A 12,775-nucleotide genomic window follows, 5' to 3' on the forward strand; every position below is an offset into this window, starting at 1 on the left:
GTGGGCGCGCGGCCGTCGGGCAGGCTCGGATGCCTGCCCGGCGGCCGCGCGCCGTCACCGGTCCCGGAGGCCGCGGATCAGTTCACCCCGTAGGCCCGGACGACGGTCTGCTTCACCCGGTTGCCCGCGCTGTCCGTCATCGTCACCTCCAGCGAGACGTAGGAGCCCGCGGCGGCCGTGTTGTCGACCTCGGCGGACCAGCCCTTCCCGGCGCGGGTGACCCGGGCCGTCTTCCAGTCAGCGATCTCCGCGACCGAACTCTGGCTGCCGACGGCGTACCGGACGGACACCTCGGCCGGCTGCCCGGCCGGCGAGCCCGGCTGGGTGTCGGCCCCGAGGCCGATGCGGAACGCAGCGTCGGCGGGGGCGAGATTGTGCCCGTCGACCTTGACGTCGTAGCTCGGGAAGAGCAGCGGCTGCACGCCCTGCCCCCGCGCCAGGGAGCTGCGGAACGACCAGGTGGTGGTGGCCGCTCCCGGCGACGACCAGCCGGGGTAGAAGCTGAGGTAGCGCTGCACGGTCCGGGTGGCGACGATGGCGCTGTCGGCCGACGGCACGGCGAACGCGCCGGTCTCGCTGTCCGCGTACACCGGGACGCCGTCCGCCGTCACGTTGAGGTAGGAGGAGTCGCGTCCCCCGGCCGCGCCGTCGTGGCCGGCCGAGTCCCCCCAGGTGGGAATGGCCAGATACAGGTCGTCGTACACGCGGTTGGCGACCTGGGAGACGCCGGATTCCACGGAGGGCACCACCGGGCGCAGCACGCCCTTGTACCAGTCGGTCTCCGTCGTCCGGCCGGCCCGGTAGGAGCGCGGACCGTCGTAGAGGTACTCGCCGTAGACGCCGGTCGAGGAGCCGCGGTGGGTCCACAGCACGGCGTCGTCCGCCGTGTAGAACTCCTCGCGGGTCATCGGGGTCCGGATGCGTACGTTGTCCGTGCCCGCCGGTACGACGGTTCCCGAGCCGGCGAGCTGGGCGCTCACCCAGTCGGTGTGCACGTAGTCGCCGCGCTGGCCGTACCAGGTGGCGCTGACCTTGCCCAGCTCACGGTCGCGTACCCGCACGCTCTTCGCCTTGACCCGCTTGTCCTCGGTGTGGACCAGGTTGTAGACGTACGGGCTGCGGTAGCGGGCCGTTCCCTTCCAGGTGAGCGTCGCCGGTCCGGCGGCCAGCCGCTTCTTCAGCACGGCGAAGTCCTGCGTCTCCAGCTGGACGAGCGGGATGGCCGATGCGCCGCTCGGGTAGTCCCAGCGGCCCGGGTGGTCGGGGTAGCCGATGACCACACCGATGGCGCCCAGCTTCTGGGCGTCCCTGGCCACGTAGTCGTTCGGCTGCTGGGGCCGGGAGGTGACGACGGCGATCTTCCCGGTCAGGTCGCCGGTGAGACCGCTGACCGCGTCGCCGGCGTCGACCAGCCCGGCCGAGCCGGTGCCGTCGAACTCGACCTGGGTGCTGGCGGTTTCGTACGTCAGCGCCGAGCCGTCCACCGCGAGGGTGGCTCGCGGTGCGTACATCCGCCACAGGTGGCTGAAGGCGAAGGTGCCGGTCTTGGCGTTGGAACTCGGCTCGGCGTACAGCTCGTCGACGAAGCCGGGGGCGTTGAGCGAGGTGGTCAGCTTGACGGGCCGGCTGGTGCCCCAGGCGCGGGCATAGGAGGCGGTGAGCCCCTCGGCCTCCATCGGGCGGTCGCCGGACACCGAGATCTTCTCTGCCTTGCGGGCGTCGAAGACGATGGTCGTGTCCTTGTCGATGACCGTCTCGGGGCGGGCGGAGAAGGACAGGGACTTCACCAGCCCGTCGTTGTCCGCGTTGTCCCGGGTGGGGATGAAGGCGGCCAGCGAGTAGGTGCCCGCGAGGACCTGAACGGTCAGATCCCCGCCGGAGAAGCCCACGGACCGGTTGGTGGTGCGGTCCAGGTTGGTGATGTCGACCCCGCCGGGCGAGACGGCGGGATTGCCGAAGCGGTCGATCCCGCGCACGGTCAGCGTGACGGTCTTCGGCTCCAGGTAGGCGGCGACGGGGACGGTGACCCGGACTCCGCCGCCCGACGTGCCGACGAGCCGACCGGTGATCATTCCGTAGTCGTCGAGGCCGAGCCCGCCGGCGGACGGGTCCACGGTGACGGGCACCTGCGCGGTGCCGCCCGCCGGTACGGTGACCGAGCGCGCGCCGAGCTGTGCCGTGCCGTGCGGCAGCCGGCCGCCGCCCGACCCGGTCATGTCGAGGGACAGCTTCAGCGAGACGGCACGGTCCGCGGTGTTGGTGAGGGCGACCTGCGTGGTCCGGGGTTCCTGGTCCGTGTGCGGCCAGGCGAAGTCACCGAGTTCCGTCGTGCCCGGGCCGGTGACGGTCGCGTCCACCGCACGGTTCACGTCCATCGGCCCGGCGCCCTGGTCCAGGACCGGGGCGTCGCTCGGCTTCACCGACGAGACCAGACCGGTCTTCAGTTGTGCGGGCGTCCAGTCCGGGTGGCGCTGGGCAAGGATCGCCGCCGCGCCCGCCACGTGCGGGGTGGCCATGGACGTACCCGACATGGTGGTGTACGCGAACGTACCGCTGCCGCCGGCCCGTGCCGAGACGACGTCGACGCCGGGCGCCGCGATGTCCGGCTTCGCCCGGTGGGTGCCCACCGCGGGTCCGCGGCTGGAGAACGAGGCGGTGGCGTCCTCGCGGTCGATGGCACCGACCGTGAGCGCGGCAGGCGCGCAGCCGGGGGCGCTGACCGTCTCGGTCCGGCCCGAGTTGCCGGCCGCGATCACGAACAGGGCGCGGTCGGAGAGTTCCTGCACGGCGTCCACGCTCGGGCCCTCGCAGGTCCCGCCGTCGTGACCGAGCGACATGCTGACGACCTGGGCGCCGTTGTCCACGGCCCACTGCATGCCCGCGATGATCCAGGAGTCGAGGCCCGAGCCGGAGTCGTCCAGCACCTTGCCGACCATCAGATCGGCGGCCGGGGCCTCGCCCGCGTAGGTGCCGTCGGACGCGGCGCCCGAGCCGCCGACGGTGGCCAGCGTGTGCGTGCCGTGCCCCTGCTTGTCGTCCGACGAGGCCGAGGTGGTGAAGTTCTGTGCGACGGATACCCTGCCCGCGAGGTCGGGGTGGTCGGCGTCGTAACCGGTGTCCAGGACCGCGACCTTGACGCCCTTGCCGTCGTACCCCTTCTTCCACGCCTGCGTGGCGCCGGTCAGGGGGACGGTCGGTGACGGCAGTGCGGCGGTGGTGGAGACCTTGCCGTCCAGCCAGATCCTCTCGACGGCCGTGGCGGCGCGCGCCTTCGGCTCCGTCAGCTCCTTCCACACCTCCGCGGCGTTCTTCTTGCCGACGTCGAGCGCCGATCCGCCGACCACGGGAAGGGACCGGGTGCGCGTGGCGCCCTCCGGCACCGGCTCCGCGGCTCGGCGCGCGAGGGTTCCCGCGCCGCCGTAGGTCACGATCACCGGAAGCGCGTCGCTGTGGGCGTCGTCGTAGCCGTCCTTGATGAGACGGTCGACGTCGAAGAGCCGTTCGTCGAGCGTGCCGTCGGCGATCAGCGGCAGTGCCTTCTCGGGTATCGCGAAGAGCTGGTCGCCCATCTCGCGGACGGTGGTGATCCCGGCCTCGCCCTCCGGGCTCCGCAGACTGACCTCACGGTGCCCGGAGGCATCCGTACGGACGACGGCGACGTCACCGGTGATGAGGGTGACCGTGGTCGACTGTGCGGCGGCCGGTGCGGCCTGCCCGGCCGCGGAGTCCGATGCGGTCGGGGCCGCCGCCGCCGGCAGCGTGGCGCCCGCACCGACGGTGACGAGCGCGGACACCAGGGCGGCGGTGCGTCTCAAGGTCCCTTGACGGAACCGTCTCATTCCCTCAACTCCTTCTCGGGCAGCCGGGAACGGCTGCGGATGCCCGGCAGGGACCGGGCGATCCCCTACTTTCCCGCCGGAACGTTTCCCCGAAGGCGCCCCCGGCCTGCGAGTATTCGCCATGGCAGAAAATCGCCAAGGTGACGAGGACGGAACTTCAATGCTTGAGGAGCTCGGCCTGACGGCCGCCCAGGAAGGCGTGTACCGGGTGCTGGTGGCAGCCGCGGACGCGACGCCCGAATCACTGGCGGAGACGACGGGCCTGGCCCCCGCCGAAGTGACGCGCTGTCTGGAGCAACTGGTCGAGCGGGGTCTGGTCGACCCGCATCCCGCCGACGGCAGCTTCGTCGCGGCGCCGCCGTCCGTGGTCCTGGCGGCCGAACTGCTGGACCGGCGGGACAGGTTGCGGCGGGCGGAGGTGGCCGTCGCCGAGCTGATCGAGAACTACCGCACCAGCAGCATGGGGCGCGCCGAACGCGACCTGCTGGAGGTCGTCGAGGGCCGCCGGGCGGTGCAGCGGCGCTTCATCCAGCTCCAACTCTCCGCGCAGCACAGCATCGACGCCTTCGTCACGGGTGAGGTCCAGGTGGTCGGACCGGACAACACCGAGGAACCCACGGCGCTGGAGCGCGGAGTGCGGCTGCGCGGCATCGTGGACGGTCTGTTCCTGCGCGGGCCGAACGGCACCGCGTACCTCGACCACTCGCTGGCGGGCGGCGCCGAGGTGCGCACGGTCGAGGAGATACCGCTCAAGCTGATCATTTCGGACGGCATCGTGGCGATGCTCCCGCTCCAGGCGGGCACCGGGAACGTCGATCCGAGCCTGGTACTGAGGGGCGGTCTGGTGAGTGTGGCCCAGGCCCTCTTCGAGGCGGTCTGGCAGCGTGCCCGTCCGTACGGACGCACCCATCACGAAACCGATCCGGTGGACACCCGCATCCTCCGGCTCCTGCTCGCGGGCCTGACCGACGAGGCGGTGGCCGGTCAGGTCGGTCTGTCGCCGCGCACGGTGCACCGCCGGATCCGCGCCCTGATGGACCGGGCCGAGGTCACCACCCGTATCCAACTCGGCTGGCACGCACGCCATCACGGCTGGGCGTAGCCACCGGTCCGCCGGACCGGGCACACCCCCGCACGCGGACGGGCCCGACCGCCGTGTGTACGGCGAACGGGCCCGACCGCCGCGTGTACGGCGAACGGGCCCGACCGCCGCGTGTGCGGCGAACGGGCCCGTCCGCCCGAGCGCGGTTCTGGCCAGGGGCGTTCGACCTGCGCGATCCCGGCCCGGCCGGGGTCGTCTCTCGTACGGACCGGACCGGATCAGGCGCCGGGGCTCCTGATCCGGGACGATCCGGCCGTCAGGCCCCGGTGCCGGGAGGGGCACCAGGGCCGCGGCCTGTCGCGGCAGCAGTTGCCGTGGCCAGTTGCGACGCTAGACGCCGGACGGCTCCGCCTCGCGGGTCTCGTCCGGCTCCGCGGACGCGGCCGGCGCCAAAAGGCCCGCCTTCTTCGCCCGCTTGACCGCCTTCTTCTTCGCGCGGCGCTCCTTGCGGAGTTCGACCACGGCGTAGAGCGTCGGCACCAGGAGCAGCGTCAGCAGGGTCGAGGTGATCAGACCGCCGATCACCACCACGGCGAGCGGCTGCGAGATGAAGCCGCCCTCGCCGGTGACGCCGAGTGCCATCGGGAGCAGGGCGAAGACCGTCGCCAGGGCGGTCATCAGGATCGGGCGCAGTCGGTGACGACCGCCCTCGACGACCGCTTCGACGACACCCATGCCCTGCGCCCGGTACTGGTTGATGAGGTCGATCAGCACGATCGCGTTGGTGACCACGATGCCGATGAGCATCAGCATGCCGATCATCGACGCCACGCCCATCGGGGTACCGGTGACCACGAGCAGGCCGATCGCGCCGGTTGCCGCGAACGGGACGGAGACCAGCAGGATCAACGGCTGGATCAGGGACCGGAAGGTCGCCACCAGCAGCATGAAGACGATCGCGATCGCGGCCAGCATGGCCAGGCCGAGTTTCACGAACGCGTCGCTCTGGTCCTCGGAGACACCGCCGATGGTGGCGGTGGCGCCGTCCGGCAGGTCCAGGGCGTTGATCTTCTTCTGGAGCTCGGTGCTCACCGCGCCGGTGTTGTCACCGGTGGGCCTGGCGGTGATGGTCGCGGCGCGCTGGCCGTCGATCCGGGTCATCGAGACCGGTCCCGGGACCAGTTCGACATCGGCGATCCGGCCGAGCTTGACCGGGCCGAGCGAGAGGTCCTTCAGCTCCGCCATCGTGGTGGCCGGGTGGGCGGACGTGATGACGACATCGCGCTCGGTGTTGTCCATGATCGCCTTGCCGGACGGGGTGCCGCGCACCGCTCCGGCGACGGCCGCGCCCAGCGTGGCCTGGTCGTACCCGGCGTCCGCGGCCTTGGCGTTGGCCTTGACCGAGATCCGCGGGACGCTCTGCGCCAGGTCGCTCTGGACGTCGGTGACGTCCTTGAGGTCGGCCACCTCGGCCCGTACCTCTTCGGACGCCTTCTCCAGGACGTCGGCGTCGGCGGCCTTGACCACGACGCTGAGGTCCTGGCTGCCGAAGCTGCCGCCCGAGGAGATGGTGGTGTCACCGATGCCGTCGAGCTTGCCGAACTCCGCTTCGAGGCGGTCCTGCACGGCGTCGGAGTCGCCCGCGTCCTTCAGGGTGATCTGGTACGACGCCTGGTTGGAGCCCGTGCCGCCGCCGAAGGCCGCGAGGAAGCCGGAGGAGCCGACGGTGACCTGGTAGTCCTTGACGCCCTGGTCGGCGGCGAGGACCTTCTCGACCTTCTTGGCCGCCGCGTCGGAGGCGGCCAGGCTGGTGCCGGGGGCCAGCTCCTGCTTGACGGAGAGGACTTCCTGCTCGCCCTGGTCGAAGAAGTTGGTCTTCAGCAGCGGGGCCATGCCGAAGGTGCCGAGCATCACCACGACGGCGATGACGATGCTGGTGACGCGACGCCGGGTCGCGAACCGCAGCACCGGCAGGTACAGCCGCTGGAGACGGCTGGCGGCTTCCTTCTCCTCCGCCTGACGACGGGCCTCCTCCGGATTCTCCGTGGCGCCCTCGGGGGCGCGCAGGAACCAGTACGACAGGACGGGGACGACGGTCAGCGAGACCACCAGAGAGGCCAGCAGCGCCGCGGTGACGGTCAGCGAGAACGAGCCGAAGAGCTCGCCGACCACACCGCCGACGAGGCCGATCGGCAGGAAGACGGCGACCGTGGTGAGCGTCGAGGAGGTGACCGCTCCGGCCACTTCCTTGACCGCGGTGATGATCGCCGAGTGGCGCTCCTCGCCGTAGCCGAGGTGACGCTTGATGTTCTCCAGGACCACGATCGAGTCGTCGACGACGCGGCCGATGGCGATGGTCAGCGCGCCGAGCGTGAGCACGTTGAGCGACAGGTCACGCGTCCAGAGCACGATCAGCGCGAGGACCACGGAGAGCGGGATGGAGATCGCGGTGACCAGGGTCGAGCGCAGCGACGCGAGGAAGACCAGGATCACGATGACCGCGAAGAGCAGACCGAGCGCGCCCTCGGTGGTCAGACCGGAGATCGCCTTGGAGACGGCGGGGCCCTGGTCCGAGACGACGGTCAGTTCGGCGCCGGCGCCGAGGTCCTTGCGGAGGTCGGGGAGCTTGTCCTTTACGGCGTCCGAGATGGCGACGGCGCTGCCGTCCTTGTCCATCGTGGCAGCCACCGAGAGGCTGGGCTTGCCGTTGGTACGCGTGAGGGAGACCGCGGTGGACGGCTCCTGCTTCACCGTGGCGACGTCGCCGACGCGGACCGGTTTGCCGGGCTTGCCCGTGGCCGGGTTCTGGCCGGTGACCCGCAGGTCCTCGATCTGCTTCAGGGAGGTGAAGGCGCCGCCGACCTGGACGGTGCGGCTCTTGCCCGACTCGGAGAAGGAACCGGCGGGGACGGTCGCGCCGCCCGCCTGGAGCGCCTGGGAGAGCGTCGCGGTGGACAGCCCGGCGGCGCTGAGCTTCTTGTCGTCGGGAGTGATGGAGATCTGGAGGTCCCGTACGCCGTCGACGGAGACCTGGCCGACGCCGTCGATGTCCTCCAGCGCGGGGACGACCGTGCGGTCCAGCTGGTCCGCGAGCGCCTGCTGGTCCTTGTCGGAGGTGACGGCGAGGACGACGGTGGGGATGTCGTCCGTCGAGCCGGCGATGACCTGCGGGTCCACATCGTCGGGCAGTTGGGCGCGAGCCCGGTTCACGGCCTGCTGGATGTCGGCGACGAGCTGCTTGGTGCCCTCGTCGCCGAAGTCGAAGGTGGCCGTGATGAGGGCGTTGCCCTCGCTGGCGGTCGAGGTGATGCCGGTGACACCGTCGACTGCCTTGATGGAGTTCTCAAGCGGTTCGACGACTTGCTTCTCGACCACATCGGGCGACGCACCCTGGTAGGGGGCGAGCACCGAGACCAGCGGGAGTTCGATGGTGGGCAGCAACTGCTGCTTGAGCTGCGGAATCGCGATCGCTCCGAAGACGAGCGCGACAATCGAGATCAGCCCGATCAGGGCCCGTTGCGCGAGGCTGAATCTGGACAGCCAGGACATGGGTGGGTCTCTCTTCTGTGGCTTGCGCGGCAGACGGGCCCGGGTGACTCGGGGACAGCCCCGGCCCAGCTACACGATCGCCCATCCCGAGGGCCCGGGGCGTCGGCCCCAGGGTCGCATTCCGGCGCCGCGCATACCGCAGGTGGAGTACGCCCTCTCTCCACCCGTCAGTCCACCCTGGGACGCACCAGGCCCGATTCGTAGGCGATTACCACCAGTTGGGCCCGGTCCCGGGCACTCAGCTTCGCCATCGCCCTGTTCACATGGGTCTTGACGGTGAGCGGGCTGACGACGAGCCGTTCGGCGATCTCGTCGTTGGAGTACCCGCCCGCGACCAGCACCAGCACCTCGCGTTCGCGGCCGGTGAGCGCGGTGAGCCGCTCGGAGTACTCCGTGGGGCTCGGCCCGTCGCCGCCCGAACTGCCGCCCTGTGCGAGGAAGGTGGCGATCAGGCCCTTGGTCGCGACCGGCGAGAGCAGCGCCTCGCCGGCCGCGGCGATCCGGATGGCGTTGAGGAGTTCGTCCGGTTCCGCCCCCTTGCCGAGGAAGCCGGACGCCCCGGCCCGCAGCGACTGCACCACGTACTCGTCGACCTCGAAGGTGGTGAGCATGACGACCCGTACGTCGGCCAGTTGCGGATCGGCGCTGATCAGACGGGTCGCGGCGAGTCCGTCCGTACCGGGCATCCGGATGTCCATCAGCACCACGTCGGCACGGGTCGAGCGGGCCAGCTCCACGGCCTGTGCGCCGTCCGCCGCCTCGCCGACCACCTCCATGTCGGCCTCCGAGTCGACCAGCACCCGGAACGCGCTGCGCAGCAGCGCCTGGTCGTCCACGAGCAGCACCTTGATCGGCGGTGTCATGCGTCCTCCCCCGTACGGCCCGCGGCGCCCGGTTCCCGGGACTCTGCCGTGCGGGCCTTGACGGGCAGGATCGCATGGACCCGGAATCCGCCGCCGTAGCGGGGCCCCGCGGTCAGGGAGCCGCCGAGCGCGGTGACGCGTTCGCGCATGCCGAGGAGGCCGTGCCCCCCGCCGTCCCCGTTGCCGACACCCCCGCCCGAGCCGTTGTCGATCACGGTGACCTCGGCCGTGGCGCCGACCCGTACGACGCTCACCTCGGCCTTCGCCCCGGGGCCCGCGTGTTTGCGCACATTGGTCAGCGCCTCCTGGATGACCCGGTACGCGGCCAGGTCGACGGCCGCGGGCAGCGGGGTCAGCCGGTCGGTGCAGGCCACCTCGACGGGGAGCCCGGCCCGCCGGACGGTCTCCACCAGCTCGTCGAGGACCGCGAGCCCCGGGGCCGGTTCGGTCGGCGCCTTCGGGTCGCCGGACTGGCGCAGCAGCCCGACGGTGGCCCGCAGTTCGTTGAGCGCGGAGCGGCTGGCCTCCCTGACGTGGGCCAGTGCCTCCTTGGCCTGGTCGGGGCGCTTGTCCATGACGTGGGCGGCCACCCCGGCCTGGACGTTGACCAGGGCGATGTGGTGGGCGACGACATCGTGCAGTTCGCGGGCGATCCGCAGCCGCTCCTCGGCGACCCGGCGCCGGGCCTCCTCGTCCCGGGTGCGCTCGGCCCGTTCGGCACGTTCCCGGATCGCGTCGACGAAGGCGCGCCTGGAGCGGACGGCGTCCCCCGCGGCGCAGGCCATGCCGGTCCAGGCGAAGATGCCGAGGTGCTCCTGGCTGTACCAGGGCGCCGCGCCGAAGTACATCGCGGCGGCTGTCAGCGCGGCCATGGTCAGCAGCCCGACCCGCCAGGTGGTGGGCCGGTCGGTGCGTGCGGCGACGGTGTACAGGGCGATGACGGTGCTCATCACGACGGGTCCGGGCGGGTCGGCCGTGAGCAGCTCGACGACCGTCAGCACGGCGATCGCCGCGAGCACGGCCTTGGGGCGGCGTCGTCGCCAGATGAGCGCCACGGCCCCGAGCACCATCAGGAGCACGCTGCCCGCCTCGGGCGCCCGGGAGTCGAAGCTGGGTCCGTCGGATCCGTTCCTGTCGATGAACGACGCGATGATCATGGCCACGAGTACGGCCAGGGCGAGCGCGGCGTCCAGCGCCAGGGGGTGGTCGCGCAGCCAGTGGCGGACGCGCAGAACCCCCGTTCCGAGGGTGGTCACGTCAAGCTACGTTACGGCGTGTCGCGCAGGAATCGGACCGGGTCTCACGGAGGAACCGGCACGGAGCGGGCCGAACCGCACGCGCACCGGGTCCGGACACAGCCGTGCCCCGGGTCCGGCGGACCGGACCCGGGGCACCGACGTGCGCGGGTGCTGGAGAGCGACCGGCGTCAGCCGGGGATGAGGCCGCCGTCCCGGAGGAGGGCGCGCACCTCTTCGAGGGTCGCGTCGGACGACGGCAGGATCAGCTCGGACGGCTCCAGGGAGTCGTCCGGCAGGGGTGAGCCGAGCTCGCGCACCTTGGCGAGGAGCGCGTCGAGGGTGGAGCGGAAGCCGGGACCGTCACCGCCCTCGATCTCGGCGAGCAGTTCGTCGTCGAGTCTGTCGAGCTCGGCGAGATGACTGTCGGCCAGTGCGACCTGGCCCTCCCCCATGATCCGTACGATCATGACGTTGCCTCAACTCTTGTCGAACCTGTGCGGGGACTGCGACGACTGCGGCTGCGCCGCGTCCTGCGGGCCGCCCTCGATCGCCTGCTGCTGGGAGGAGCCGCCGGCCAGCTCGGCCTTCATGCGCTGGAGTTCCAGCTCCACGTCCGAACCACCGGAGATCCGGTCCAGCTCGGCGGCGATGTCGTCCTTCGCCGTCCCGGTCGGGTCGTCCAGGGCACCGGAGGCGAGCAGCTCGTCGATGGCACCGGCGCGGGCCTGGAGCTGCTGCGTCTTGTCCTCGGCCCGCTGGATCGCCAGGCCGACGTCGCCCATCTCCTCGGAGATCCCGGAGAATGCCTCGCCGATCCGGGTCTGCGCCTGGGCCGCGGTGTAGGTGGCCTTGATGGTCTCCTTCTTGGTACGGAAGGCGTCGACCTTGGCCTGCAGCCGCTGGGCCGCGAGAGTGAGCTTCTCCTCCTCGCCCTGCAGCGTGGTGTGCTGCGTCTCCAGGTCGGTGACCTGCTGCTGGAGCGCGGCGCGCCGGGACAGCGCCTCGCGGGCCAGGTCCTCGCGGCCGAGCGCGAGCGCCTTGCGGCCCTGGTCCTCCAGCTTGGACGACTGCCCCTGCAACTGGTTCAGCTGCAGTTCCAGCCGCTTGCGCGAGGTCGCCACGTCGGCGACACCGCGGCGCACCTTCTGAAGCAGCTCCAGCTGCTTCTGGTACGAGTAATCGAGGGTCTCGCGCGGGTCCTCGGCCCGGTCAAGGGCCTTGTTCGCTTTCGCGCGGAAGATCATCCCCATACGCTTCATGACACCGCTCATGGGCTTCGCGCGCCCCCTTCTGACGGACTGAGCTCCAGCACTCCAACAGAACCCACAGTACGGGCCCTGCCTCTATTACCGCACTGTTCGAGCACAGATGTGCTCCTCCCCAAGGACGACTGCGCGCGGTCACCGCTCCGGCCCAGGGAGTAGGCGGCGCCCTGGGGTACCGGTGCCGGTGCCCGCGCGGACACCTCGGAACACCTGACAGGACGCAGGCCGTTGCCGGATCGTTCCCGACCGGCCTGGGGTCATGGCGATCGAACCCGTACCCTTGGGCCTTGTGTTCCGTAGCCGTTCGAAGGAAGAGAAGGCGCCCACCGGCAAGGTGACGGCGGACCTCTCCACGCAGCCCCGCGACCCGCAGGCCCCCAAAGGTCGCCCCACCCCCAAACGCAGCGACGCCCAGTCGCAGCGGCGTCGCGCCTCCAGTGGCGCGCCGCTCGACCGCAAGGAGGCGGTGAAGCGGCAGCGGGAAGCGCGCCGTTCGGACCTGGCCAGGCAGCGTGAGGCGCTCGCCAGTGGCGACGAGCGATACCTGCCGGCCCGCGACAAGGGTCCGGTGCGGCGCTTCGCCCGCGACTACGTCGACTCGCGCTTCTGCATCGCGGAGTTCTTCCTGCCGCTCGCTGTGATCATTCTGATTCTCAGCGTGATCCAGGTGCAGAACATCCAGAACATCTCGCTGCTGCTCTGGCTCATCGTGATCGTGCTGATCGTCGTCGACTCGATCGGGCTCGCGTTCCGTCTGAGGAAGCAGCTGAACGAGCGCTTCCCCGATACGCCGAAGCGCGGCGCGGTCGCCTACGGTCTGATGCGTACGCTTCAGATGCGCCGGCTCCGCCTGCCGAAGCCGCAGGTCAAGCGCGGAGAACGACCCTGAGTACGGACTTCTCCGGCCCGGTCGGCGGTCCGTCCGCCGGCCCGCCGGGCCGTACCGTCCCCGTCACCGGGTTCTCCGGCGGCTCCTCGG

General features: G+C 71.2%; 8 protein-coding genes. 2 read left to right on the forward strand and 6 right to left on the reverse strand.

Annotated features, from left to right (window positions below; translation table 11 throughout):
• Positions 1-77: 77 nt before the first annotated feature.
• On the reverse strand, positions 78-3,839 hold the full coding sequence (locus ACFVUT_RS09895; RefSeq protein WP_389660028.1) for a S8 family serine peptidase: 3,762 nt from the start codon (positions 3,837-3,839) through the stop codon (positions 78-80).
• Between the two features lie 160 nt (positions 3,840-3,999).
• Here ACFVUT_RS09895 and ACFVUT_RS09900 point away from each other — a divergent pair, with 160 nt between their 5' ends.
• Complete coding sequence (locus tag ACFVUT_RS09900) at positions 4,000-4,941, forward strand: winged helix-turn-helix transcriptional regulator (RefSeq protein ID WP_389660031.1); 942 nt, start codon at positions 4,000-4,002, stop codon at positions 4,939-4,941.
• 330 nt (positions 4,942-5,271) lie between these two features.
• Here ACFVUT_RS09900 and ACFVUT_RS09905 read toward each other — a convergent pair whose 3' ends face one another.
• From ACFVUT_RS09905 to ACFVUT_RS09925, 5 genes are all read right to left on the reverse strand, one after another.
• Positions 5,272-8,430 carry an efflux RND transporter permease subunit gene (locus ACFVUT_RS09905; RefSeq protein WP_389660034.1) on the reverse strand — a complete coding sequence of 1,053 codons (3,159 nt, stop codon included), beginning with the start codon at positions 8,428-8,430 and terminating at the stop codon, positions 5,272-5,274.
• A 167-nt stretch (positions 8,431-8,597) separates the two neighbouring features.
• Positions 8,598-9,293: a response regulator gene (locus ACFVUT_RS09910; RefSeq protein WP_389660037.1), complete on the reverse strand. Its 696-nt coding sequence runs from the start codon at positions 9,291-9,293 to the stop codon at positions 8,598-8,600.
• Entirely contained in the window at positions 9,290-10,549 is a 1,260-nt protein-coding gene (locus tag ACFVUT_RS09915) for a sensor histidine kinase (protein WP_389660041.1), read from the reverse strand. The genes ACFVUT_RS09910 and ACFVUT_RS09915 overlap by 4 nt, the downstream gene beginning before the upstream one ends.
• 170 nt (positions 10,550-10,719) lie before the next feature.
• On the reverse strand, positions 10,720-10,998 hold the full coding sequence (locus ACFVUT_RS09920; protein WP_389660044.1) for a hypothetical protein: 279 nt from the start codon (positions 10,996-10,998) through the stop codon (positions 10,720-10,722).
• A gap of 9 nt (positions 10,999-11,007) precedes the next feature.
• Positions 11,008-11,790, reverse strand: coding sequence for a PspA/IM30 family protein (locus tag ACFVUT_RS09925; RefSeq protein ID WP_389660047.1), 783 nt, complete (start codon positions 11,788-11,790; stop codon positions 11,008-11,010).
• 295 nt (positions 11,791-12,085) lie between these two features.
• Between ACFVUT_RS09925 and ACFVUT_RS09930 the strand changes: the two genes are divergently transcribed.
• Positions 12,086-12,685, forward strand: coding sequence for a DUF3043 domain-containing protein (locus ACFVUT_RS09930; RefSeq protein WP_389660120.1), 600 nt, complete (start codon positions 12,086-12,088; stop codon positions 12,683-12,685).
• Positions 12,686-12,775 lie beyond the last annotated feature (90 nt).

The organism is Streptomyces sp. NPDC058051 (assembly GCF_042885475.1).
Taxonomy (GTDB): Bacteria; Actinomycetota; Actinomycetes; order Streptomycetales; family Streptomycetaceae; genus Streptomyces.